The following is a 24,252-nucleotide window of genomic DNA, read 5'->3' on the forward strand; positions in this document are numbered from 1 at the left end:
TCAGACATTTGAACCCGCTGGCTTGCCAGGGCGCACACGGGTAGTCCGTTGATTAGCGTCCACCCATCGATTTGACGCAATCACGTTGCGCTTGGGTTGACGGGTCGCTTCCATGGAAGTATTTTGATGTATACCTAAGCTGGAGACACCGACAAGCCATCGAGGGGTTCGTGGCCCTCACGAATATAGGAGATTTGCCTGATGTCGGTCTCTGCGCAGTTGTCTGGTCGTCGATGTGTGGTGACTGGGGGAGCTCGCGGAATCGGATGGTCTATCTCACGCGAGTTGGCTCGCAGAGGTGCGGCGGCGGTGACCATGGTCGGCACGAACACGCAGCGGGGCCGCGAAGCAGTCGCTGCCATGTCCACCGAAGGCTTCAACGCCTCGTTCGTCGAGTGCGACGTCGCCGATGCAGGCCGCGTGGAGAAGGCTTTAGACGAGGCTGCAGCTCACATGGGTGGGTTGGATGTATTGGTCAACAACGCGGCGGTGATCGACAGCCAACTCAGTGCAGATCTGAGAATCGACCAGATTCCTATCGACGTCTGGGATCGCGTACAAGCCGTCAACGTGCGAGGCACGTGGCTGACCATGAAGCACGCCGTTCCGTACTTGGCCGCTAGTGATTATGGGGTCATCGTTAACTGTGCGTCTGTGTCTGGGGGCCCATTGGCATTTGCGGGCGAAGCCGCTTACGGGGCAACGAAGGCAGCCGTCCTCCAACTCACGCGTCAGGCCGCGCTCGACTTGCGGCAGTTCGGAATCCGCGTGGTGTCGTATTCGCCGGGAACGATTGGGTCCGAGATGGTCGAGCAGCAGTTCCAAGGGGCTGACGATCCGGAGGCCATGCGTCGACAGTTCTCCGCCTATCACTTGACGCCGGAGCCGCGCCTAGGCAGGCCGGAGGAGGTCGCGGCCGTGGTGTGCTTCCTGGCCTCCGACGACGCCTCATTCGTCAACGGTGCCGACCTCAAGGTCGATGCCGGCCTCACCGCGTGGCGCGACAGCCTGACCTGATCGGCGCCACGCGCCCGAGGCCGGATCTATGACGTAGCCCGACGAGCGACCTTGTAGAAACGCACGTCCTGATATTCCTCCAGGCCCTCCGCGCTGCCTTCACGTCCCAACCCGGACTGCTTGACACCACCGAAAGGCGCTGCAACATTCGACGGCGTACCTTGGCTAATTCCAACGAGCCCGGTCTGAAGCCGATCCGCGACATTGAGCGCTCGATCGAGGTCTTGTGTGATCACATACCCTGCGAGGCCGAACTGGGTCTCATTGGCGCGCGCAAGGACCTCTGCCTCCGAAGAGAAGCGCTGGATCGCCGCGATCGGACCGAATATCTCACTCTGTACAACATCCGAGCTTGAGGGAACTTGGTCGATGACCGTGGGTTTGAGAAGTATCCCGGCCCTGCAATTCTGTGGCCTCCGGTCGCGACCGTTGCCCCTCGAGCTGCTGCATCCAGCACGAGGCGCTCCATGGTCGCGACAGCTCGGTCTTCAATGAGTGGGCCGAGCGTGACGTCACCGATGAGCCCATTGCCTGTCACGACCTGACTCATCTTCTCGGTTAGGCCCTCGACGAAAGCGTCGGCGATCCCGTTCTGGACGTAGATCCGGTTTTGCGGCAATGCAGGACTGTCCACCGTTGCGCATCTTGGCGGCAAATGCGCCGTCAACCGCACGCTCCAGCTCACTGTCGTCGAACACGATGAATGGTGCATTCCCTCCGAGCTCCATGGACGAGCGAAGGACGTTGTCGGCAGCAAGCCGCAGTAGCACCTTGCCGACTCCGGTCGAACCGGTGAATGACACCTTTCTTACTCACGGGTCGCGCAGGACTGCCTCGCTGAAGGCGGATGGATCAGACGTGTTGATGACGCGGATCAGACCGTCCGGCACGCCGGCCTGGCGGGCAAGATCGACCGCGAAGTGCGTCGTCAGCGGGGTAAGGGCGGCCGGTTTGATGACGACGGAGCAGCCCGCCGCGAGCGCCGGGGCAATCTTTCGAGTTGCCATCGCCAGAGGGAAGTTCCACGGGGTGATCAGAACCGAGAGTCCGACGGGTGCACGCTTGGTGAGCAGCATGCTGCCCCCGGTCGGGGCGTCACGCGTGTTGCCCCCGGTCGCACTGCCTCCTCGGCATACCATCGGACGAAATCGGCGCCGTACGTTATCTCGCCATAGGACTCGGTCAGAGGCTTGCCCATCTCCAGAGTGATCAGGAGCGCGATCTCGTCTGAATGCTGCACAAGAAGGTCGTACCAGCGGCGTAGCGTGTCAGCTCGGTGGCGAGGAGTCGTAGCCGCCCACCCCAGCCCCGCCGCATGCGCACGTCTACCGCCTCCAGCGCCTCATCGGGTCCTTGGTCGGCGAGACGTGCGACAGTCTCACCGCTGGCGGGATTGCAAACATCAAGACTCTTTGGCCCATCGGGAAGCGCTAAATCAACTACAACCCGCTCCGCTGCAAGCACCCACTCAGGATCACCGACGGCCAGCTGACCGCAGTCAAGCGTCATGCGTTCTCCTCGGCGACCAGGACATGATCGATAGCATCTACGAGCTCGATGAGCTCTTGGTCCTTTGTGATGAAGGGTGGACTGATCTGCAGGGTGTTGCCACGCAGAGGACGCGAGATGTAGCCCAGCTCGATCAGCGAGTCCGCGACCCGCTCCGCTGGGATCTCGTCAACGAGGGTTACTCCGCCGAGGAAACCACCGATACGAACTTCTGCAACGCCGGGTCGTCGGGTCTGCAGCTGCTTCAGCGTGGAGCTGAGCAGCAGCTCCAGCTCGGCCGCACGAGGGACAAGATGGTCCTGCTCGAGCACGTCGAGGTTCGCCATAGCGACCGCGCACGCGGTGGCATGGCCGGCGTAAGTCGCGCCGTGACGAAATATCGGAGTCGAATCGCTGTCGACGTAGAACGGCTCCCAGATTCGAGGGGACACCAGCACGCCGCCCAGAGGTGCGTATCCGGAGGTGACTCCCTTGGCAAAGGTGATCAGATCTGGTTCGAGCTCGTATCGCTCCGCAGCGAACATATGACCAGTTCGTCCGAAGCCCGTGATGACCTCGTCAAGGATGAAAAGTATGTCGTTGTCCCGACACAAACGTTGAACCGCAGCGAGATAGCCGGGCTCAGGAGGATTGACGCCTCCAGTGCCTTGTATCGCCTCGGTCACGAACGCAGCGATGTTGTCAGGCCCGATCATCGAGATCGACTTCGCTAGTGCCTCGACATCGTGCAACGGGACACGCGCCGTCTCGGGCACGAGCGACTCGACCCCATAGCCCTCTCGATTGAACTGTAGACCCGCGATGCTGGTCCCGTACGCGTGGAGTCCGTGGTACGAGTACTCGCGACTAATGATGGTCGTCTTCGTGGTGCGCCCTTCGCGCTGCCAGTGCCGACGTGCCAGCTTGCAAGCGACGTCGATCGCATCGGATCCGCCAGAATTGAGGATTACCTTTGAGCGGTCGATCGGAGACATCGCCGACAACCGCTCGCCTAGCGCCAGCGCCTGATCGTTCGCGAAACGCGCGAAGATGTGGTGGGTCTCGAGCTTCAGCATCTGCGTCCGCGCTGCTTCGGCAAGCACGGGATGGGAATGGCCGATGTTGGCGTGCCACAAACCAGCCGTTGCGTCGAACAGTCGATGCCCTTCCACGGTCTCGAGGTATGCGCCCTGCCCACTCTCGATCACAATCTGACGACCGAGAATGGAGGGCATGTGCGCTTGCGCCGACCACAAAGCAGGGCCGGTGAGAATGGGCGAAGGGTTCATACGTACTTCTTTCCTCTGCATGTCCGAGTGCGCGCGGCTGCCCCACCCCAAAAGCAAGCTGTCCTGTCTGAAGTGGTCAGCGCAGCGCGATCTAGATCGAGGGGTGGGACCCGCTCCGCTCGGGCACATCATCTTTGTTGGCCAAAGGGACCATGCGACCGTCTGTCGCGACCTCGCCGTCGCTCAGCGACTCGATCTCCGTCTTGAAGATGCGGAGCGCCCGTCCAGATCCGCGAGCCAGCTCGGGGAGCTTCTTGCCGCCGAACAACAACAGCACGACCCCGAGAACGATCAAGATCTCGGTTGGTCCTAGTTGACGAAACACGGTGTTTCCTCTCGCTGACGTGGCCTCGATCAGGGTGATTCATGGCACGACTATTTGATAAGCGCTCCAGCATCGACCGGCAGTCCGACGCCGGTGACATAGCGCGCTTCGTCCGAGGCGAGGAACAGGAGCGCATTGCTAATGTCAACGACCTCGACCCACGGGATCGGCAGGACGTTCAGGCTCTGCGAGACGACCGTGAAGTCCTCGACCGTCGGATTCTCCAGCTCCGGACTGAACAGGCGGTAGATGTCCTCGTTCATCAGCATTGGGGTCTTGACCTGGGTGGGGAGGACTGCGTTCACGCGAATCGAGTACTCAGCGAGCTCCTTGGCCATGACTTTCATGAGCCCCATCACTCCGTGCTTGGCGGCCACGTAGTGACCCATGTTCGCGGATCCCTTCACGCCGGCGACCGAGCTGGTGAACACGATCGAGCCTGCCCCGGTCGCCACCAAGTGAGGAACGGCTACCTTCGCCGAGTTCCAGGCACCAGTCAGGTCGATGTCGATCATTTCTTGCCACGTCGCTGCGGACATCTCGTGCAGAAGGACGGGTTTGCCGGTAATGGCGGCGTTGACGCTAACGATGTCAAGACGGCCGAGCTCGGAAACACCTTCGGCCAGGGTGGCGGTGAGCCCGTCAACGTCACGCACGTCAACCTTGCGCGCGACTATCCGCCGATCAAGCGCCTCGACCTGTCGCACAGTCTCGGCCAGATCAGCTTCTGTTGCCCCAGGGCCGGTCATGTCCTTGACTGGCTCGCAGATGTCGATGGCGATGATATCGGCGCCTTCTTCGGCAAGCCTGATCGCGTGACTCCGCCCTTGACCGCGCGCCGCACCGGTGATGAATGCAACCTTGCCGTCGACCCGACCCATAACGAACTCCTTATCGTCATTGAGCGATGTTCAAGAGACGAGTTTGACCCGCTCCGACACCGCTCCCAACTCATATTACTTCCATGGAAGCGATTGTCAAGAAGGGGCGGCGCCATCACATTTCCTGACCATCATGGTGATACCGGCGATGCACCCGCTTTGAGATCCGCGCCAGGACCTCGTAGTTGATCGTTCCGGTGAGCTTTGCAATGTCTTCAAGCGAGATTCGCTCAGCCCCGTCCGTTCCGATCAAGGTCACCGGATCACCGACTGCAACAGTCGGAGTCGTGCGAGATGGTCGAGGGCCGAGGTCGACCGTGAGATTGTCCATGCTGACAAGGCCGACGATGGGGTAGCGCCGGCCGCCGATCAGGACCTCGCCCTCGTTGCTGAGTGCCCGGCTCACACCATCGCCATACCCGATCGGCACAGTGGCGAGCCAACTGTCAGTCGATGCGATGTGACCTCTGCCGTAGCCTGCACTCTGCCCTGTGTCAATGCGCTTTACGGCGGCAACGTACGACCGCAGAGCCAGCGCCGGATCGAGCCCGAATCGTGATGCATTCTCGTTCATCGGGTCTGCTCCGTACAAGGCGATGCCGCAGCGCGCCATGTCGTAGTGACTGGACGGCAATCGGAGAGTCGCTGCGCTGTTGGCGGCATGTGCTGCCACACCTGGCCGCGCCAGAGCCCTCACCAACCGATCGAAGGAACGAAGCTGATGAGATGCGAACGCGAGATCACTGTCGCTGGTCGCGAGGTGTGTCGCGATCCCTGCCAGCTGTAGGTGCGGATCGCCCTGAATCACTGCTGCCACGTCGACCGCCTTGCTCAGGCTCCGTGTACCGAGGCGGCCCATGCCCGTGTCCAGCTTCACGTGAACGCGGACCGGATGCCTTGACTGTCGTGCGATCAAGCGGATGAAGCCTTCGTCCCACGCGACGACTTCCGCCCCAGCGCCCACCGCCTGTGACAGCTCGCCGCTGCTGAGCGCGCCCAGGACGAGGATCCTTACGTCGTTCAGTCCTGCATCACGCAGGCCTGCAGCCTCGTCAGCCGTCGCTACCGCGAGCATGCTCGCGCCGGAATCGAGTGCCGCCGACGCTACCGGCCCCGCCCCGTGGCCGTAGGCGTCCGCCTTGACGACGGCGCACAGGGAAGCGGCGCCCAGCCGAGTTCTCAGATGACTAACATTTCGTTGAATGGCGGCCACATTGATCTCGGCTACCGCTCGAGGCATCGTCGGCAGGACTTTCACGTTGCTGTGAGAACGCGTCCGGCTCGGGCGCCGGTGAGCGTGCCGTCTTCTACGGCGACACTGCCGTTGACGAGGACGTACTGGACGCCCGTCGGGTACCGGCATGGATCCGAGACCGAAGCGACATCATCGAGCCCCTCCAGATCGATTACACAGATGTCAGCGGCATGGCCTTCTGCGATGAGGCCCCGATCATGTAGTCCGAGTCGCCGAGCCGGCAGGGCCGTGAGCTTGTGGACGGCGGTGCCGATGTTCAGCAGCGACTCGTCGTGGACGTAGTGCGTCACCAGCCGGACCGCGGCCGCGAAGTTGCGCGGATGCGCATACGGCAAGGCGTCAGTCGACATGGTCCAGCCGTCGGAACCGAACATGCTCTTCTCGTGCTTGACTGCTTCGCGAACGTCGCTCTCAGACATCGCGTCGATCAACATTGTTGGTTGCAGACCGTCGCGTTCGATCAGCTCCAGCAAGAGGTCGTCAGGTCCTATGTCGAGAGATTCCGCCACGTCGGCCAGCCTCAGACCGGATAGCTCAGGTCGCGAGGCAACATCGCACAGGATGATCGTGTCGAGAGGCTTCTCACCATTCTGCAACATCTCACGCAAGCTGTTGCGCAACATCGGGTCCGCGAGGTGGTCGCGCAACCGAGCCTCGCCGCCCTCCAGCGTGCTGGGAGGCAGCGCGGACGCGAGTGTCGTGCACGCGGTCGTGTACGGATAGACGTCGAACGCAACGTCCAGGCCGGCAGCATTCGCGCGATCGATATGCTCCAGCGCGTCGGAGACTCGTCCCCAGTTCGAGCCCCCGAAGGCCTTCAGGTGCGATATCTGCAGTCGCGTTCCGGAGCGAGAGACAGTATCAATGGCCTCCTCCAAGGAGGCCTCAAGCTGATCACCTTCGTCGCGCAGGTGAGTCGCATACAGTCGTCCCCATTCACCGACCGTGTCGGCAAGGGCAACGAGTTCCTTCACGTCTGCGAAGCCCCCAGGCGCGTACGTGAGTCCCGTCGAAGCGCCAAATGCCCCCATGCCGAGAGCTTCAGCAAGAAGTTCCTGCATTCGCCCGAGTTCGCGTTCGGTCGGGGCTCGCCGTTCATCGCCCAGCACCGCAAGACGGATGGCGCCCAACCCGACGAGCGGGGCGATGTTGATGCCCAACTCCCGCATCTCCATGTCTCGCGCGAACGCCGCAAGGGTCGACCATCGCTCATCGAGGTCCGGCTCGAAGAAGACTCCATGACGGCGGGTGGACTCGTCCGCAGAGAGAAAGGGAAATGGCGAGAATCCGCAGTTTCCGGTGCAGTCGGTCGTCACTCCCTGGCGGAGCTTTGCCTCTGCCTGCGGCCTGAGAGGCAAGGTAAAGTCACTGTGTGTGTGGACGTCCACGAACCCCGGCGAGACGAGGAGACCTGTCGCGTCGATGACACGCCGTGCGGCGCCGAGACCCTGACCGATCTTCGAAATCCGCCCGGACGATATGGCCACATCAGCGGGTGTCGGCTCACCGCCGGCCCCATCAGCGACGAGCCCCCCTCTGATTACCAGGTCATGCATGCCATGCACCTCCCCCACACGTCAGGTCGTGCGCGACAACCTGCTGAGATGCGTGGTTCTGCATTGCTTTCGTACCTTTCGGACATGCCGAATCACCTCGTGAGGGATCGACAACATGGACCCCTCTCCGGACGGAGGGGCAGCGACCTGCGTCGCGACGTTCAGTGACCGGCGCGAGTCAGGCGATTCCGTAGGTCTTGAGGTTGGCAAACTGATCCATGCCCGACCGACCAAGCTCTCGACCGACACCGGATCGCTTGGTGCCGCCGAAGGGGATCTCCACCGGCGCGCCGAGATAGTTGTTGATCCCGACCATGCCAGTGTCGAGCTCGTTCGCGACCCTGCGCGCCTCCGCGAGATCTTCACCGAAGACCGTGCCGCCGAGTCCGTACTGGGAGCTGTTGGCCAGCTCGAGCGCAGCATCAGCGTCGCTCACGCGGTAGATCATTCCGAGAGGCCCGAACGCCTCCTCGGAATGCAGGCGCATGTCCGGCGTGATGCCCGTGACGACGGCGGGTTGGAAGTAGGCCCCAGGGCCGTCGAGCCGGCCACCAGCCACCAGCACCTTCGCACCCTTGCTCAGCGCGTCCTGGAGCTGCTCCTGGAGCGTGTCTGCCGCGACCGCCGACGACATCGGGCCAACCGTGGTTGCGGGATCGAACGGATCGCCCACTTGCTGGTTACCAAAGGTTGCTACGTAGGCGTCGATGAACTCATCAGCGACTGATTCGGTCACGATGACCCGTTTGGGAGAGCAGCACACCTGTCCACCGATGGCCAGACGACAGGAGGCCGCGATGCCGGCAGCTCTCGCGACGTCAGCCGAGTCCAGGACGATGAACGCGTCCGATCCGCCGAGCTCGAGCACGACTGGCTTGATATTCCGGCTTGCCTGCTCTCCCACGGCCGAACCGGCCCGATCTGAGCCAGTCAGCGTAATCGCGCGAACGCGGTCGTCCTCGATCCAGGTCGAGACCTGCGCCGTCGAGATCAGGCCGGTCTGGTAGGCGTGTTCGGGGAAGCCGGCTTCGACGAACAGGCTGTCCAAGAACAGGGTCGACCCTGCCGACACCTCCGAGGGCTTCACGACGATCGTGTTGCCGAGCATGAGGTTGGGCGCTGCCGCACGCGCCGCCTGGAACACGGGACCGTTCCAGGGCTCTATTGCGAGCACGACGCCCACGGGCTCTCGGCGCGTGACCGCCTTCTCGAAGCCCTCGATGTTGCACTCCTCATCGGCGAGCAGTTCCTCGCCATGGTCGGCGTAATAGGTGAACATGCTGGCGGCGGTGCGCACCTCCCACTCCGATTGCGCGAGCGGTTTGCCCATCTCCAAAGTGATCAGACGCGCGAGCTCATCCACATTGGTCTCCATCAGCTCGACGAGCCGCTCGAACAACTGCACTCGCTCGGCCACGGAAGTCCGACGCCACGTGAGGTAGGCACCGTGCGCCCTGGCCAAGATCTGCTCCGACTCGTGATCGTCGGCTCGCTCGAAACGCTGCAGCACCTCGCCGGTGGCGGGGTTCACAGTCTGGTACTCACGGGTCGACGGGTCGACCAACGACGTCGTGCTCATCGGCTCGCCTCCGCCTTCAGCCCAGGCGTGCTCCCGTCGAGCCCCGCCAGGCGTGGGGCGACCTCACGTCCGAGCAGTTCGAAGCTGCGTCGGTAAGGCTCGGGGTCGTCCGAATAGTCGTAGCTGAGCGACAGAAGCGTGCCGAACCCACCCGTCTCGTCGTACAGAGCGGTGATCTTCTCGCCGACCGTGTCCGGCGAGCCGATGAGCCAGAAATTCTCCGCGAGATACTCGATCGTGAGCTTGTCCTCCGAGATCGGAGCAAGCAGCTTCGCTGCACCCATCGCCCTGAAGCTGTTGAGGGTGTGCTCGCGCCACGCGGCCCCCATCGCGCCATCGAGGACAAGCCTCATGGCTTCGTCGTCGGTCTCGGCGACGAAGATGTCGCGGATCACACGCCAGTCCTTGCGGTCCGCCCCTTCACCCGATCCTGCCGCACCGTTGCTGTATGTCTCCCAGTGCTGACGGAGAACCTCAGAGGACACCTGCTGACTGATGGGCAGCAGTCCACGCACGCCCGCCTCTGCCAGCGAGGGCGATGTCGGCTGCATCCCGACGATCGCCATCGGCGGGTGCGGCTTCTGCAACGGCTTGAGGTGCGGCCCCGCCCACTTGTCAGAGAACGCCGGCATGTCGACCGTCCAGTGCTTGCCCTCGATCCGAAAGGGCCCCTCGCGCGTCCAAATCGCGAGGATGATCTCGAGTGCTTCACTCATCATCTCCGCGTTTGCATTCCCTGTTCCAAAAAGTTGCGCGTCCGTCGGGAAGGCTCCTGGAGCGACGCCGCAGATGTAGCGCCCGCCGGTCATGTGGTCCAACCACATCAGGCGATACGCCAGGTTGATCGGGTTGTGATAGGGCAGCAGGTGAGCTGCGGCACCGAGACGGATGTTGGTAGTGATCTGCGAGGCTGCGGCGATCATCAGATCCGGCGCAGGGCTGGGCTCGACGCCGATCGTGTAGTGCTCGGCGAAAAACACTTCCGCCCACCCGTACTCGTCCGCCCAACGAGCCAGTTGCAGATCCCAGGCGATGACCTCCTCTGCGGTTTTGAGACCTGCGACGTAGTCCAAGCTGTAGGGAACGTTGAAGAGTCCGAACTTCATGTGTTGGCCTGCCATCCTTATCGATCGAACAAGTTCAGGTTGAGAGGGAATGAAACGTCACCGCCTCACCGCGATCTCTCAAGATTACTTCCATGGAAGCGATCGGTCAAGAGACGGTTGCCGTCCTCACACTGCCCAGATCTCCCATGCTGGATGGTCACCCGGGCTGGTCACGACGTGGCTCCGCGAGGCGGCTGGCGAGCGGTCGATACTCGCCATTTCCCTCAGCTTGCTGGCGTGAAAGATCATCGGCGCGACTTCGGGATACGGCTGCAATGAACGAACCCGCAGCACGACGATGTCGTGATCGCCTGCGCGTATTTCATCGTCCACGTCGCAGTTCAGCCATAGTGTCGCGCCGTGCACGAATACTGCCCCGTCGGTGTCCGACTCCCACATCACGTCCGCGAATCGATCACCCGACTTGGCTGACAAAGATCGAACGATGTCGCCGTGCTCGGCCGCAAGCACGCTGATGCCTAGCCGGTTGGCCGTCTTCAGAACTGGCCACGTGGTCGATGTGTGAGCGATGCAGAGCGATACCAGTGCGGGCTCAAGAGAGACCGACGTGAACGAGCTTGCGGCGAGCCCGGTCGGCTCGCCGCCCACGATGGCGCACACGGCAGTCACGCCGCTGGGGAACATGCCGTATGCGTGACGCAGGATGTCCGAAGTTGGTTCACCGGATAGCAGCGTCTTCATTGCGCCTGCTCCAGGTGTGGGAGGTCAGCGAGTAGCTGGATTGTGTACGGGTGACGGGGATTGTCCAGCACTTCGTCGACGCTTCCGCTCTCGACGACTGTCCCTCCCGAGAGCACGACGACCTCTTGCGCGATACTGCGGACCACGGCCAGGTTGTGGGTGATGAAGACCATCGAGACTCCCCGGTCCTGCTGCAGGCTCCGTAGTTGTTCGACGAGGAGCGCCTGAACCGAGACGTCAAGAGCAGAGGTCACTTCGTCACACACCAGCAGGTTCGGGTCAACCGTGAGGGCCCGACCTACCGCAACACGCTGGCGCTCTCCACCGGATAGCTGGTCGGGCATGCGGTTGATGAACTCCGAACTCAGGGCCACGGCGTCGAGCGCATCGAGCACCTTCGCTCGCCTGTCCCGACGAGTGAGCGACGTGAAGTGCCGAAGAGGCTCTTGCATGTTCTCCCCTACGGACATCCGTGGGTTGAGAGATGCGAACGGGTTCTGGAAGACGTATTGCAGATCCCTTCGTTGGTCTTTCGTCCGTCGCTGCGGCGAAGTCGCGAGTTGCTCGCCGCCGTAACGAACCTCACCCGTCCACGACTTGTGCAGCCCGACGATGCAACGAGCCATCGTGGTCTTACCGGACCCCGATTCGCCCACGATCGCCGTGCACCTACCAGGTGCGACGTCAAGATCCACCCCGTGCAGGACCTCCTTCGTACCGTAATGAGCTACCAACCCGCGGACCTGGAGTCCAGTCCCTGCTTGAGCACGCACCGTAGGCACGTCGGCGTTTACTGTCGTCGCCGTACGTGGTTCGAGCGGGTGCAGGCAACGCGCGGAGTGGCCCTGCCCGATTGTGATGAGCGCCGGCAGTGTCGTATGGCAGTCATCTTGAGCGGCCGGGCAGCGACCTGCGAAGGCGCACCCGGCCGGCCAGCCGCCCGGCCGTGGCGGCCGTCCTTCGATGCCGACCAGGACAGTGCTGCGGCGAGCTGACGGCGCTGCGCGGATCAGCCCAGCCGTGTAGTGATGACGAGGCGAGTTGAAGATGTCGGCGCTCGGACCTGATTCGATGAGTCGTCCGGCGTACATGACGGCCGTGTGATCTGCGATCTGCGCAACCACGGCGAGGTCATGGCTCACGTAGACGGACGTGACATGGTGACGCACGGTCAACTCCCGCACAGTGTCCAGCACCCGACGCTGGGTGCTGACGTCGAGCCCGGTTGTCGGCTCATCCAGAACAATCAGTCGAGGCCTGCACGCGAATGCCATCGCGATCGTGAGGCGCTGCTGCTGTCCACCTGACAGCTGATGCGGATAGCTATCGAGCAGCCGCGGTGTGCTCGGCAGTCCTACTTCGTCGAGCACCTCGCCAATCCGATCGGAGATCGTCTGCCCCGCTGCGAGCGCATCCGGGTGAATCATGAGAGTTTCGCGCAACTGATACCCCACCCGAAGCCCTGGATTTAGTCCACTTGCTGGGTCTTGTGGCACGTAGCTCACCAGGCGACCGCGCGTTCGGCGGAGATCGTCAGGCGCCATGGCGAGGATGTCTTGCCCCCCGACCACCACCTGTCCACCGGCGATCTGCAGGCCGCGCCGCGCGTGCCCGAGAAGGGCGACGCTCACGGTGCTCTTGCCCGAACCGGACTCACCGACGAGCCCCATCACTGTCCCGGGTGGGATATCGAACGCCACATCCTCGACGATGGGTGTCTGCCGACTCTTGGTGACTACCGTGAGCCCTCGAACGGTCACGCCTGTCACGGCGGCTTGTACGTCTGAAGTGACCGTCATCCGATCTTTCCTCCGTCGATGGGGGCACCTGTCGAGGCAGCAACGACGTCGTTCGCGCGATCCTCGCCGAATGCTGCACGTGCAAATGCGTCTGCGAACATGTTGGTTCCCACTGCCAGCACGGCGAGGATGATCGCCGGCGCGACCACGCCCCATACGTTGCTGGAGAGCCCGAGCCTGTTCTCGTTCACCATCACGCCCCACGAGGGATTCGGCGGCTGCGCTCCGAATCCAAGGAAGTTGATGCCCGAGATGATGATGATCGAGAAGCTAAGCCGGAGACCTGCCTCGACTGCGAGCGGCGTTGCCAGGTTGGGAAGCACCTGCCGTGCGATCACCTTGCGTGGGGGAACACCCCACAGAGCCACCGCCCGGACGAAGTCCCGCTCGCAGATGTCTTGCGCTGCCGCGTAGATCACCCGGCACACTCCTGGGGCCTGCACCACGGTCACGGCGCCGATCAGCAACCACGAGTTGGCACCCAGCACGCTGACCACGAGCAGGACGAACACGATCTGGGGAAAGGCCAGCAAGATGTCGACGGCTCTCATGATCAGGCCACCGACGATCCCTTGGCGGTATGCGGCCACCACGCCGGCCACGGCCCCGATGGAGACGGCGAGCACAGTGGCGGCCACTGCCACAAGTAGGAGGGATCGTCCCCCGTCGAGCAGTCTCGTCACGACATCTCGACCAAGGGCGTCTGCTCCCAGAAAGCCTGCGTCTCCAGAGCCGGGCGTCGCATACGGGGTACTGACGAATGCAGTCGGAGACTTCGAGCTGATGAGGGGGCCGACGAACGCGATCGCGCAGACGACAGCCGTCATCGTCAAGCCGACGCGCCCGCGGGCAGTCGCTGCCGCCGTCTTCACAGCGTTGAAGGTGGTGCCGCCGCCTCCGCGTCGCCGCGGTGATGATTCAACACGTCTTCTCATGTCAGCCTCATTTCGGGAGCCGACGACGCGGTGTGAGCAAGAGTACGACCACGTCCGTCAGGATGTTGAGCACTACGTAGAAGGTCGACAGCACCAGGACGATGAACTGCAAGGTCGGGATGTCGCGAGCGTTGACCGAGTCCACCAGCGCGAGGCCGATGCCCGGGAACTGGAAAACCGTCTCTACCAGCACGATGCCGCCTGCGAGGTACAGCAGGTTGAGCCCGATCACCTGAACGGTGGGCGCCAACGCGTTCGGCAGCGCGTGTCGAAACAGCAACCTCGAACGTGTCGCGCCCTTCAGCCGTGCGACTTCGGCGTAGTCACTGTCGAGCGACTCGATAATCGAAGCGCGCGTCATGCGAAAGATGTAGGGGGTCACGACGATGACGAGCGTCATCACCGGCAGCACGAGAGCGTTCGGGTGCTGCCAGATCGTGTCTCCCGGAGGGAGGATCGAGATGGCCGGGAAGAGTTGCAGCTTGATGGCCATCACGAGGACGACGAAGATGCCGACAACGAACTCAGGGAGGGCATTGGCGACGAGCGCCACAGTAGACATCAGATGATCGCTGAGCTTGTCTCGCCGACTCGCGGCGAGCGCCCCCAGACCGACGCCTAGCAGGCTCGAGACCAAGGCGGTGATGATGACCAGCGCTGACGAGTTCAAGATCCGCGGCGCAACCAGAGAGCCGACAGACTGCTGATTGACCAAGGACGTGCCGAAATCGCCAGTCAGCACTCCACCGATCCACTGCGTGAAGCCGGACCACGGCGACTGATCGAGGTGCAGCTGCTCTCGAAGCAAGGCGAGACGTTCCGGAGTCGCTGATTTGCCGAGAATCGCTTGAGCGGCGTCGCCCGGCAGCACCAGCGTCGCCAGGTAGACGATGACGGCGACGACGACAATCGACACGACACCGAATCCCGACCGTCGCAGCACCATCGATCGGACTGGATGCGGAGCTCGCTTTCGGGCCGCGCCGTTGGCGGCCATCGGGCCTGGCCTCGCCTCCGGCCCGTCAGGTGTCAGGTACGTCGAGTCGCGGTGGAGAGCACCTGTGGAATCAGGCGGGTGGCTGTTGCCGGATGCGGGGGGACGAGGCTGCGGATTGGACACCTTCACAGTGAACAGGTCTTTCGGCTCATGAGATCCAGAAATTCTGGAAGTCGGCGTTGCCGGGACTGACGCCCGTGATCGACTTCTCATATCCGCCGACCTTGGTCGAGTAGCCGTCGACGACGGGCGAGAACACCGGCACGATGTACGCACCTCGCTCGTAGTCGATGCGCGCCATGTCCTGGATGTATTGCGTGCGCTTGGACGCATCCGGCGTCGCGACAGCATTGGCATACGCGGCGTTGTACTCGGCGTCGTCGAAGTGGTTCGCGTTGTAGAAGGACTTCTTGCCATTCATGAGGAATCCGGCGTTGGGCAGGTACAGCGAGGTGGTTCCGTAGTCCATCCCGAAGGCGACCTTCTGGTACGACTTGCCGAAGTAGTCACCGACCGACTGCTGCTCCAACGCGACTTTGACCCCGGCCGCCTTCGCCTGGGTTGCGAGCACCTCGGCGGACTCGATCATGCCGCCGGTCCCTGCGCACGTGAAAAGCTTCAGGCTGAGATCGGAATAGCCCGCTGCCTTCAGCAAGGATTTGGCCTTCGGGATGTCTTGGACTCGTTGTGGCAGATCGGTGGGGAATGACGGATCATTCGGACTGAATACGTCGTTGCCGATGGCACCATACCCAGCGAAAACTTGCTCGTTCATCTGCGGGCGATCCACGATCAGCCGCATCGCCTGGCGCACGCGGACATCGGAGAATGGCTGGACGGAGCAGTTCTGGACGAACGGAATCCAGCTGCCGGACTTGTTGACCACCGCAACAACACCGCTGCCCCTAAGCGTCGCGATCGAACTGGCCGACAGAGACGAGATGACGTCGAACTGTCCGGACTGAAGCCCGTTGACCTGCGCCGTCTCGTCCTTGACATCGGTCGTGATGATCTTGTCCAGGTAGGGCTTCCCCGCTTGCCAGTAGTTGGGGTTTCGAACGAAGGTGCTCTCTACCCCTGGGGTGTAGCTCTTGAACATGAAGGGGCCGGTCCCATCGGGCTTTTTGAGATCGAACCCACGGGGCACCATGAAGTTCAGGTCGAGGCTGAGGCCTTCAATGAGAGCGCCAAAAGGCTTGCTGTACTTGAGCAGGAGGGTTGTGGGATCTACAACCTTGGAGCTTTTGAGATCGATCGGTCCCAGACCATTCGCCCCCGGGAATTTGTTGTCGACTATCCGTCGCAGGCTGAAGAGCACGTCGTCAGCGGTAAATGGTTGTCCACTGTGCGTCGTGACGCCTTTGATGATCTTGACCGTCCACTCTGTGCCATCAGAATTGGGGGTGATCGACTCGGCGAGCATCAGCATCGGCTTCCCGGTGTTGTCGATCTTCACCAGTGGATCAAAGAGCTGTTTGACACGGAGCCCGTCGGGCGACGTAGCCCAGTTCTGTGGATCGAGGGTGTCGGTCGAACCGCCACCGCTAGCACCGATACGTAACGTGCCGCCTCGAACAGGCTTGCCGTTAGCTCCGTTTTGACTGCTCGCCGTGGTCGACCCGCCAGAGCAGGCTGCCAGCAGCCCTCCTACACCGATGACGCCTGCGCCCACGGCGCTCACCTGCAAGAACCGACGTCTGCTCAGATCAACAGACTCGAATCGGCGATCTCTGTCACTAGTCATAGCTTGGTGCCTCATTCCCTGGTCGTTTTGGTTGCCACGATGTCCCATTCGCCGGCTCCCAGGTGGATGAACTCAAGTGCTGTCGAGCGCTACCCCGTGGCGCCCTTGTCGGGGTAGATTACTTCCGTGGAAGTGAAATCGTCAAGGAAATTCCCGCCAGCACCTACGGAGGCCGACAAGTGACGCACGACATCGAAGGGTGGGTCGCGCCAGGATGGGGCCTGGTCGCGGACGCGTTCCAGAAGAACTTTGCGAGTGCAGGCGAAACCGGCGCAAACGTCTCCGTTTACCACCACGGTCGACCGGTGATCGACCTCTGGTCGGGCGTCAAGGATGAGACAACCGGCGCCCTCTGGACTGAGAACACTCTGACGACCTACTTCAGTTGCACCAAGGGCATGACCGCAACGCTCGCGCACCTCCTGATCGAGCGTGGAGCCTTGGATCCGGACCAACCTGTGGCGCGGTACTGGCCGGAGTTCGCATCCCACGGCAAGGACGAGATAACCGTTGGAATGGTGCTCTCGCACAGAGCCGGACTCATCGACATCCCGGGGACGTTCACGCTTGCCGAGGTACTGTCAACCAGGCCGGTTGTCGAGGCTCTCGCCGCAATGACGCCCCACTGGACTCCTGGATCCCAGCACGGCTACCACATTCGAAGCTTCGGGTGGCTGATCGGCGAACTCATCCGTCGACAGAGCGGACTGACCCCGGGGGCCATGTGGCGACGCGAGATTGCGGACCCGCTAGGACTCGACGCATGGATCGGACTCCCCCCAGCCGAGCATTCACGGTGCGCACGACTCTCGCCCCCGCCCATGACCGATCCAACGCCCGAGGATCGATTCGGCCCCGATTCTCTCGCCGCTCGCGCATTTGTCGGGCCGTCCAACCTGTTCCACTACGATGACATGTGGCAACGCAATGACGTGCTGTCGGCCGAGATCCCGTCGTCCGGCGGAGTCGGGAGCGCTAGTGCCCTTGCCCGAATGTACGCCGCCTGCATCGGGACTGTTGACGGCATCAGACTGCTCAACGACGAGACGATCGCCGCGGCAGCGGTACCGCGGTCTGTCGGACAGGACGCCGTGTTCGGCGACGACGCGAGCTTCGGACTTGGCTACATGGTCGGTGCATCCTTGCCCCCGCAGTGTGGAGCGCAGGCGTTCGGGCACCCTGGAGCCGGCGGGTCCATGGCATTCGCCGATCCCGCCAGCGAGATCGGCTTCGGCTTCGTCACGAACCGGATGCTGTCAGACGGGGATCCGCGCGCCAACAACCTCGCTGCCGCCGCATTCAAGGCCGGAGCCGCCGCCATCTAGCGCGGACCTCGCGGTCTCCGTCCTCGGGATCGCCGTCCGAAGTCCCACGTGGATACATTCATTTCCATGTAAACCATGACCACTTCCGAGGAAGGGAGTTGTCAGCCTCCTCAGATCGGTATAGTTTCACCCCCATGGCTGCCCCCCTCCTCGGCGATCGCACTGATCATCTCGACGTGATAGTGGCCCAATGGGCTCGGACCAGTCCGCAGCTAGACACGGATGCGCTTGCCGTCGTGGGTCGCGTCTTGCGGATCGCCGGTCACTTCGAGCGAGAGATCGACCGAGTACTCAGCGAGTACGGTCTCGGGCTCAGCGAGTTCAACCTGCTCGCCGCCTTGCGGCGTTCGACCCCGCCACGCGTCTCACCTGCGGGGCTCAGCCGACTGCTCATCATCTCGTCAGGCGGTGTCGTCAAGCAGATCGACCGACTAGAGCGTGAAGGGTTCGTTAAGCGGGTGCCTCATCCCACAGACGGAAGAGGGTTGCTGATCGAGCTGACACTTCCAGGCCAAAGGCTATTTGACGAGGCTATGGTTGCGCATCTGGAGAACGAGCGACGCCTGCTGGACCAGATCGGAAAGTCTGATCGGGAGCACCTTTCCGCGACCCTGAGGGATCTCCTCATCTCGATCGAAGGCGAAGCACATGACGACTGAGCTGGCGGCGTCATTCAATCGAAGCGCTGGATCCAAGGTTCGCGAGATCGAGATTTATTTGATTCATCGCGCCCACGATGTCGTCGGTACTTTCTTGGACCCCGAGCGTTCTGAAGCGGGTGCTCATTCCGAGCGCTTGGAGTTCGCTGCGTTCAGTCTCCGTCGCTGGGCGCGAGAGCAAGTACTCGACGAACATTTGCCGCCGATCTGACGAACTCTGGTACACGCTCTCCGCGTCCCATCCAATGACGCGTAGCGACGTGCCGTTCTCACCCGCGATGTGGCTCACCATCTTCCGACTCTATGTCCATCTCTTAAATTGGGGCAGTGTTTCGCGCACCCAGTTGCAGAATCTCAGCGCTGCACCAGGTGTTGTCGCGCGCAACGACGTAGATCGATCTCAAGGGCGAGGTCCACGATCGGCGGCGCAGCATCGTGCCAGATGATTCCCTGCTGCGGCACGACTCCCAGCTCCTCCAAGACCGTTCGAGCCATGGCGAAGACGACATCGTGGGCCGTGTAGAGATGCACGTCAACTGATGGATCCCATGGCACCCCCAGATGCTCGGCATATGTTTCGATCAGCCGCACTACCATCCGCAACTTGTCGAGCATCGCGTCGGGCGAGGTCTCCCGAAGTCGCACGATCTGCTCCGGATATACAGCTTCTGGCAGGATCTCGGGAGCGCCAGCCAACAGGAAGGTCGGCATGGGACAACTTCTTTCAGCTGTGAAGGAAAAGCCTGCGATAGACGGCCCCAACAGCGAGTTCGACGTCGGAGCGACGTTCGTGCGCGCGAACGGCGAATCACCGCTGATGAGCAGGTCCCATGCGTCGAGGTGCTCGAGATAGCTGTCGTTGAGCTCGTCGAATTCGTCCAGTTCGAGCGCTTTAGGCATTCTGAGCTCGATCCCGCAGATGGACGCCAACGGGCGTCCCCACGATTCGAGCAAGATCCGAACCTTCTCGAATCCCTCGTCCCAGGGAATAGGCGCGGAGAACACCGCACGTTCGATGGAGAAGCCATCGGTCGCTCGCACGGCGTGCGCAGCGAACTGCGAGCCGGGAACAAAACTGTACTCCCCGTTCGGATGGATCTTCATAACTGTTCGTGTCGTCCTCAGCAGGTGATCGCGCGGGCGACCGAGTCTGCAAAAGCCGTCGTCCGTCGGAACAGGTGAAGGTCGTCGGACTCTGGCCAATGGCTATGCCGAGCCATCACGACGCGGCGCTTCCGATCGATGAATATGGACTGGCCGTGTACACCGACCGCCTGCAATATCTCTGAGCCATCGCGTGAGCTGAACCAGCAACTCCTGTACACCGATCCCGGTGGGAACCACTCTGTATCGTCGCCAGCAGCCCACAGACCTGGATCACCGCCTGTAAAAAGGTCCTCTACGAACCACTGTGGAACCACCCCGCGACCACCATCAACGATCAACTGCCCGACGCGTGCTATGTCACGAGTAGTCGCTGACAAGCCGCCGGCTGAGCGTGCAGCGCCCCGGCGATCCAACGTGATGTCCGCGTCCGACTCGGCGCCCATGGGACTCCATAGATGGGTGGACAGGACATTCGCGAACGGCGCACCGCCAACGCGCTCGCAGACCCAGCCAAGCATGTCTGTGTTCGGCGAAACGTACCGGTATGCCTTACCGTGCGGGCTGCGCCTACCCAACGAACACAGAAAATTATGCAACCCATCACCCTCACCACCAGGCGCCCATCCGGTCGCTGCCCTGTAACGATTCATATCTTCGTTGGGCCCCGAGTGGTCCTCGACGAAAGCGAGGTCAGTGCTCATGTCGAGCAGGTGACGGACGCTCGCGTCATCGAATCCAGACCCTTTGGTCTCTGGCACGTATGCGGAGACTGCGGCGTCGAGGTCGAGCCGGCCTTCGCCGGCGAGCGCCCCGGCGAGCAGGCCTGTCACGGACTTTGTGACACTGAAGTTGAGGTGGAGGTCCTGCGGGCCCGTTCCTTCTCGATACCACTCGAGTGCGATTCGACCACCATGGAGCACCACGAAGGAGTCTGCATGCGTGTCGTGAAGATGCTGGTGCAGAGTTGACTCGGTTCTGTCATTCTCGGCAAATGGGACGTCGAAGAGGTCCGACCAAGGTGCCTTCTCTAGCGCAGATGGGGTCGAGGTGGCCACCTTGGCGGTCGGAATGATCTCGCGCATGTGCCCGAATGCCCATGCGTTGCCGGGCGGAGAGGTCCAGTTCTGGAGTGTCGGTCGCGTCATCGCTACTCCGTTCTTAAAGCTCGTCGACTGATGCGCCGACCATCGTTCGGCTGAAGGAAGGATCTTCGAGCATCGCCTTGATTGCGCCCAGGTAGCGCGCTGCGTCCGCTCCGTCGACTAGCCGATGGTCGTAGGTCAGCGCGAAGTGCACCATCGATCGCACAGAGATGGTGTCCCCGTAGGACGGCTTCGTCAGGACGACTGGCCGTTTCACGACCGCGCCCGTGCCAAGGATGGCGACCTGCGGCTGGTTGATGATGGGCGTGTCAAAGAGAGTCCCACGACTGCCCGTGTTGGTCAGCGTGAAGGTGCCGCCGTTGAGCTCGTCGACGGTGACAGAACCGCTGCGAGTGCGATCGGCCATGTCAACGATGCTGCGTGCCAAGGCGTCGAGCGTGAGGTCGTCAGCATTCCTGACGACGGGCGCCAGCAGCCCGCGTTCCGTGTCGACTGCAATCCCCAGATGCACTCGCTGGTGGTACGTCGCAGTCGATAGGTCCTCGCTGATCGACGCGTTGAGCACGGGATGACTGGCCAATGCTCGCACCGCGGCGGCTGCGAAGAACGGCGTGAAGCTCAGCTTGACTCCGTTGCGGGCCATGAACTTCTCTCCGTGCTGACGACGTGCCTCGTCGACCGGAGTCACGTCGATCTCGACTACCGATGTCAGCTGTGCTGAGGTCTGAAGCGACTGGGTCATGCGCCGAGCAATCGTCGCCCGGAGCCGGCTGAGCTTGCGTGTCTCGACGTCGGGCCCGTTCGGGGATATGCGCTCCTCGCCGTCAGGTTCGTCTGACACCGCCGCGGAGTCGGGTGCATCTAGCGCCGGAAGGGGGTGGAGGACCGGAGCCACAAACACGTACGGAGAACGCGTGAGGGACTCGAGCGTCGGAGTCGCAGAGCTGACGTCGGTCAGCCGGATCCGTCCGGCGAGGCCGGACCCTGCCAGACCGCTGAGGTCTACTCCACGCGCTTCGGCCTGGGATTTCGCCAGGACGCTGAGTGGTGCTGGGCCCTCAACATTGACGTCGAAGGTCTTGACCTCTAGGTCGGGCCGCGAGACGGCTTCGTCGTCGGACGGCCCCGCTTGCGCGGGTGTCTCGCCAGACACCGTTGCAAGCAGAGCACCCACCACGACGTTCTCGTCCACACCGACATCGATCGACGTCACCGTGCCCGTCACCGGAGAGGGCAGCTCGCTGTCCACCTTGTCGGTCGACACTTCGAGAAGGGCCTCCCCCTCTTTGACGAAGTCGCCGACATCCTTGAACCATGCCGTGACAGTCGCCTCTGTGACACTTTCGCCAAGCTCGGGCAGCAAGATCTGGACGGTCACTGAGCATCGCCCGTCACCGCGGAGTGGCGAGCGGCGTCCTGTGCCACCAGCTTGCGAGCTGCGTCGACGATGTCAGCAGATGTCGGAAGCAGGACGGACTGGAGCGACGGGGCAGACGGCATGCGGATGTCTGGCGTGCCGATCCGAACGACTGACGACGCCAGCTGGTCGAAGTGCCGTTCTGTCACGCGCGCTGCGACCTCCGCGCCGAAGCCACCGCTGGTGGTGGCTTCGTGCACGACGATGACCCGACCGCTCGTCGCCGCGACGACTTCTGCGATGCTTTCCTCATCCAGCGGCCTCAGCCATCGAAGGTCGAGGACTGACGAGTCGATGCCCTCCGCGGCAAGCCTGTCCGCTGCCTCGAGCGCCTGATCCAGCATCGAACCCCACGTCAGGATCGCGACGTCCGATCCGGTCCGATGGCGACGCGCGCCGCTGACCTGCTGGATCTCCCCGCCTAGGCTGACGTCCTCTGCGACCTGATACATCGCGCGGTGCTCGATCAGAATGGTCGGGTCCGGATCCACGATGGCTGCCCTTGTCATGTCGTACGCATCCTGTGGCGTTGCAGGAAGCCCAACCTTGATTCCGGGGATGTGCGCCAGGATGGCTTCAATCGACTGTGAGTGCTGTGCGCAAGATCCTGGCGTGACACCCTGTTGCATGCGAATGGTCAGCGGAGCGGTGAGCTTGGAACGACTCACGTATCGAACGTTGGACGCCTGATTGATGATCTGGTCCAGTGCGACGAACACGAAGTCAGCCCACATGACCTCGACGACGGGGCGCATCCCCTCCATCGCGGCGCCCACAGCCGAGCCGAGGATCGCCGCTTCGGCGATGGGCGTGTCGAACACCCGGTCCGCGCCGTACGTCTTCTGCAACCCGCGCGTGACACCGAAGATCCCGCCTGCGTACGCGACATCCTCGCCGTAGACGAGCACCTCGGGACGTTCGTCCAGCGCCTCCTTCAGAGCAGCGTTGATCGCCCACAGGTAGGTCATCTCCTTCGAGGGCTCCGCCGATCGCCCGGCTCGATCCGTCTGTCCGGACGGCGCGTAGAGATGCTCCATGACATCCACGGGGTCGGGCGCCGGCATCTCCCTGACATCGGCGGCAACTCGTGCGATCTGCGCGAACACCTCCTCGTCGATCTGGTCGACGTCAGCCTGGGGCAGCCGCTCAGCCTGGATGAAGCGAAGCAACGGGTCTGCCAGACGAGCGGCTTCTGAATCTGCCTCTGTCCGATAGTGCTGGATGTCCTTGTTGTAGTGGCCGGACAGGCGGGCAACCTTGCACTCGAGAAGGACCGGGCCCTCACCGCGGCGGCACAGCTCGGCGGCTTCGCGCACGGCGGCCTCCACGGCAAACGCGTCTCCACCGTCGACGATCCGCGACTCGATGCCCAGACCTTGTCCGCGTTGAGCCAGGTGTTCGTGCACCGTCGTGGTCGACACGGGCGTCATCTCTGCCCAACCGTTGTTCTCGCAGATGAAGATGACAGGCAGCTTGCGGGCCACGGCGAAGATCATGCCTTCGGTCGTCGCCCCTTGGTTCATAGCTCCGTCACCGATCGACGTCACCACGACACGGTCCGTGCCCTGCGCCTTCGACGCCAGTCCCACGCCAGCTGCGATGGGAACCCCCGCGCCGACGATCGAGTTCTCGCCAAGGAATCCCACGTCCGGATCACTCAGCAGGGGCGACCCCCCTCGCCCGCCGTTGACCCCGTGCTGTCGCTGCGCGATCTCGGCCATCAGAGCGAGTGGGTCCGACCCGGCCGCAAGCGCCCACCCGTGACCGCGGTAGGTGGAGAGGACGCGATCCTGCGGCTGCAGCGCGGCAACCGTCCCGACGGGAATGGCTTCCTGTCCGAGGCACAGGTGGACGGACCCAACGATGTGGCCCTCGCGTCCGAGGTCGAGGCACTGCTCCTCGAACCGACGGATCAGCGCCATGCGGCGGTAGGCGTCGGTTGCGGTGAGCTGTCCGGTGAGCATGAAG

20 protein-coding genes and 2 pseudogenes are annotated in these 24,252 nt (G+C 62.7%); 4 read left to right on the plus strand and 18 right to left on the minus strand.

Going from position 1 to position 24,252, the window contains the following annotated elements; translation table 11 throughout:
- Nucleotides 1-201 precede the first annotated feature (201 nt).
- Nucleotides 202-1,017 (plus strand): SDR family NAD(P)-dependent oxidoreductase, encoded by an 816-nt coding sequence (locus AC1DVU_RS00140; RefSeq protein ID WP_476920394.1) that lies wholly within the window; start codon nt 202-204, stop codon nt 1,015-1,017.
- 26 nt (nt 1,018-1,043) lie between these two features.
- Here AC1DVU_RS00140 and AC1DVU_RS00145 read toward each other — a convergent pair.
- The 14 genes and pseudogenes from AC1DVU_RS00145 to AC1DVU_RS00210 all read right to left on the minus strand — a co-directional run bounded on the left by AC1DVU_RS00145 (nt 1,044) and on the right by AC1DVU_RS00210 (nt 16,601).
- Nucleotides 1,044-1,567 (minus strand): annotated as a pseudogene (locus AC1DVU_RS00145) (aldehyde dehydrogenase family protein).
- Nucleotides 1,530-2,323: pseudogene (locus AC1DVU_RS00150) on the minus strand (aldehyde dehydrogenase family protein). The pseudogenes AC1DVU_RS00145 and AC1DVU_RS00150 overlap by 38 nt, the downstream one beginning before the upstream one ends.
- 199 nt (nt 2,324-2,522) lie before the next feature.
- On the minus strand, nt 2,523-3,794 hold the full coding sequence (locus AC1DVU_RS00155; protein WP_476920395.1) for an aminotransferase family protein: 1,272 nt from the start codon (nt 3,792-3,794) through the stop codon (nt 2,523-2,525).
- A gap of 91 nt (nt 3,795-3,885) precedes the next feature.
- Nucleotides 3,886-4,119, minus strand: coding sequence for a twin-arginine translocase TatA/TatE family subunit (tatA, locus tag AC1DVU_RS00160; protein ID WP_476920396.1), 234 nt, complete (start codon nt 4,117-4,119; stop codon nt 3,886-3,888).
- Nucleotides 4,120-4,169: 50 nt separating this feature from the next.
- Nucleotides 4,170-5,000 (minus strand): mycofactocin-coupled SDR family oxidoreductase, encoded by an 831-nt coding sequence (locus tag AC1DVU_RS00165; protein WP_476920397.1) that lies wholly within the window; start codon nt 4,998-5,000, stop codon nt 4,170-4,172.
- A 115-nt stretch (nt 5,001-5,115) separates the two neighbouring features.
- Nucleotides 5,116-6,258 (minus strand): alanine racemase, encoded by a 1,143-nt coding sequence (alr, locus tag AC1DVU_RS00170; RefSeq protein ID WP_476920398.1) that lies wholly within the window; start codon nt 6,256-6,258, stop codon nt 5,116-5,118.
- Nucleotides 6,255-7,811 carry an N-acyl-D-amino-acid deacylase family protein gene (locus tag AC1DVU_RS00175; protein WP_476920399.1) on the minus strand — a complete coding sequence of 519 codons (1,557 nt, stop codon included), beginning with the start codon at nt 7,809-7,811 and terminating at the stop codon, nt 6,255-6,257. Before AC1DVU_RS00175 ends, alr begins: the two co-directional genes overlap by 4 nt.
- 178 nt (nt 7,812-7,989) lie before the next feature.
- A complete protein-coding gene (locus AC1DVU_RS00180; RefSeq protein WP_476920400.1) occupies nt 7,990-9,390 on the minus strand; it encodes an aldehyde dehydrogenase family protein in 1,401 nt (466 codons plus the stop codon).
- Nucleotides 9,387-10,463 carry an LLM class flavin-dependent oxidoreductase gene (locus AC1DVU_RS00185; protein WP_476920401.1) on the minus strand — a complete coding sequence of 359 codons (1,077 nt, stop codon included), beginning with the start codon at nt 10,461-10,463 and terminating at the stop codon, nt 9,387-9,389. Before AC1DVU_RS00185 ends, AC1DVU_RS00180 begins: the two co-directional genes overlap by 4 nt.
- 159 nt (nt 10,464-10,622) lie before the next feature.
- Entirely contained in the window at nt 10,623-11,198 is a 576-nt protein-coding gene (locus tag AC1DVU_RS00190) for a flavin reductase family protein (protein ID WP_476920402.1), read from the minus strand.
- Entirely contained in the window at nt 11,195-12,997 is a 1,803-nt protein-coding gene (locus AC1DVU_RS00195) for an ABC transporter ATP-binding protein (RefSeq protein WP_476920403.1), read from the minus strand. The genes AC1DVU_RS00190 and AC1DVU_RS00195 overlap by 4 nt, the downstream gene beginning before the upstream one ends.
- Nucleotides 12,994-13,635, minus strand: coding sequence for an ABC transporter permease (locus tag AC1DVU_RS00200; protein ID WP_476920404.1), 642 nt, complete (start codon nt 13,633-13,635; stop codon nt 12,994-12,996). The genes AC1DVU_RS00195 and AC1DVU_RS00200 overlap by 4 nt, the downstream gene beginning before the upstream one ends.
- A 304-nt stretch (nt 13,636-13,939) precedes the next feature.
- Nucleotides 13,940-14,929: an ABC transporter permease gene (locus tag AC1DVU_RS00205; RefSeq protein ID WP_476920405.1), complete on the minus strand. Its 990-nt coding sequence runs from the start codon at nt 14,927-14,929 to the stop codon at nt 13,940-13,942.
- A gap of 148 nt (nt 14,930-15,077) precedes the next feature.
- Nucleotides 15,078-16,601 (minus strand): ABC transporter substrate-binding protein, encoded by a 1,524-nt coding sequence (locus AC1DVU_RS00210; RefSeq protein WP_476920406.1) that lies wholly within the window; start codon nt 16,599-16,601, stop codon nt 15,078-15,080.
- A gap of 134 nt (nt 16,602-16,735) precedes the next feature.
- Between AC1DVU_RS00210 and AC1DVU_RS00215 the strand changes: the two genes are divergently transcribed.
- From AC1DVU_RS00215 to AC1DVU_RS00225, 3 genes are all read left to right on the plus strand, one after another.
- Nucleotides 16,736-17,998, plus strand: a complete 1,263-nt coding sequence (locus AC1DVU_RS00215) for a serine hydrolase domain-containing protein (protein ID WP_476920407.1) — start codon at nt 16,736-16,738, stop codon at nt 17,996-17,998.
- Between the two features lie 134 nt (nt 17,999-18,132).
- On the plus strand, nt 18,133-18,657 hold the full coding sequence (locus AC1DVU_RS00220; protein ID WP_476920408.1) for a MarR family winged helix-turn-helix transcriptional regulator: 525 nt from the start codon (nt 18,133-18,135) through the stop codon (nt 18,655-18,657).
- Nucleotides 18,647-18,868: a hypothetical protein gene (locus tag AC1DVU_RS00225; protein WP_476920409.1), complete on the plus strand. Its 222-nt coding sequence runs from the start codon at nt 18,647-18,649 to the stop codon at nt 18,866-18,868. The genes AC1DVU_RS00220 and AC1DVU_RS00225 overlap by 11 nt, the downstream gene beginning before the upstream one ends.
- A 143-nt stretch (nt 18,869-19,011) precedes the next feature.
- Here the strand turns inward: AC1DVU_RS00225 and cnbZ are convergent, their stop codons facing one another.
- The 4 genes from cnbZ to AC1DVU_RS00245 are packed head-to-tail and all read right to left on the minus strand — an operon-like array spanning nt 19,012 to nt 24,248.
- On the minus strand, nt 19,012-19,761 hold the full coding sequence (cnbZ, locus tag AC1DVU_RS00230) for a 2-amino-5-chloromuconate deaminase CnbZ (protein ID WP_476920410.1): 750 nt from the start codon (nt 19,759-19,761) through the stop codon (nt 19,012-19,014).
- 17 nt (nt 19,762-19,778) lie between these two features.
- On the minus strand, nt 19,779-20,909 hold the full coding sequence (locus tag AC1DVU_RS00235) for a serine hydrolase domain-containing protein (RefSeq protein WP_476920411.1): 1,131 nt from the start codon (nt 20,907-20,909) through the stop codon (nt 19,779-19,781).
- Nucleotides 20,910-20,922: 13 nt separating this feature from the next.
- Nucleotides 20,923-22,245, minus strand: a complete 1,323-nt coding sequence (locus tag AC1DVU_RS00240; RefSeq protein WP_476920412.1) for a 2-oxo acid dehydrogenase subunit E2 — start codon at nt 22,243-22,245, stop codon at nt 20,923-20,925.
- Entirely contained in the window at nt 22,242-24,248 is a 2,007-nt protein-coding gene (locus AC1DVU_RS00245; RefSeq protein ID WP_476920413.1) for an alpha-ketoacid dehydrogenase subunit alpha/beta, read from the minus strand. Before AC1DVU_RS00245 ends, AC1DVU_RS00240 begins: the two co-directional genes overlap by 4 nt.
- Nucleotides 24,249-24,252 lie beyond the last annotated feature (4 nt).

The sequence above is a fragment of the Aeromicrobium sp. P2_G6 genome (genome assembly GCF_056403535.1).

What these genes read in the sequence shown, in the direction of transcription:
- AC1DVU_RS00175 (WP_476920399.1), bottom strand. Translation starts at nt 7,811, where the DNA reads ATGCATGACCTGGTAATCAGAGGGGGGCTCGTCGCTGATGGGGCCGGC.
- AC1DVU_RS00180 (WP_476920400.1), bottom strand. Translation starts at nt 9,390, where the DNA reads ATGAGCACGACGTCGTTGGTCGACCCGTCGACCCGTGAGTACCAGACT.
- AC1DVU_RS00245 (WP_476920413.1), bottom strand. Translation starts at nt 24,248, where the DNA reads ATGCTCACCGGACAGCTCACCGCAACCGACGCCTACCGCCGCATGGCG.
- AC1DVU_RS00190 (WP_476920402.1), bottom strand. Translation starts at nt 11,198, where the DNA reads ATGAAGACGCTGCTATCCGGTGAACCAACTTCGGACATCCTGCGTCAC.
- AC1DVU_RS00220 (WP_476920408.1), top strand. Translation starts at nt 18,133, where the DNA reads ATGGCTGCCCCCCTCCTCGGCGATCGCACTGATCATCTCGACGTGATA.
- AC1DVU_RS00225 (WP_476920409.1), top strand. Translation starts at nt 18,647, where the DNA reads ATGACGACTGAGCTGGCGGCGTCATTCAATCGAAGCGCTGGATCCAAG.
- AC1DVU_RS00235 (WP_476920411.1), bottom strand. Translation starts at nt 20,909, where the DNA reads ATGACGCGACCGACACTCCAGAACTGGACCTCTCCGCCCGGCAACGCA.
- cnbZ (WP_476920410.1), bottom strand. Translation starts at nt 19,761, where the DNA reads ATGAAGATCCATCCGAACGGGGAGTACAGTTTTGTTCCCGGCTCGCAG.
- AC1DVU_RS00140 (WP_476920394.1), top strand. Translation starts at nt 202, where the DNA reads ATGTCGGTCTCTGCGCAGTTGTCTGGTCGTCGATGTGTGGTGACTGGG.
- AC1DVU_RS00165 (WP_476920397.1), bottom strand. Translation starts at nt 5,000, where the DNA reads ATGGGTCGGGTCGACGGCAAGGTTGCATTCATCACCGGTGCGGCGCGC.
- AC1DVU_RS00205 (WP_476920405.1), bottom strand. Translation starts at nt 14,929, where the DNA reads ATGGCCGCCAACGGCGCGGCCCGAAAGCGAGCTCCGCATCCAGTCCGA.
- AC1DVU_RS00155 (WP_476920395.1), bottom strand. Translation starts at nt 3,794, where the DNA reads ATGAACCCTTCGCCCATTCTCACCGGCCCTGCTTTGTGGTCGGCGCAA.
- AC1DVU_RS00195 (WP_476920403.1), bottom strand. Translation starts at nt 12,997, where the DNA reads ATGACGGTCACTTCAGACGTACAAGCCGCCGTGACAGGCGTGACCGTT.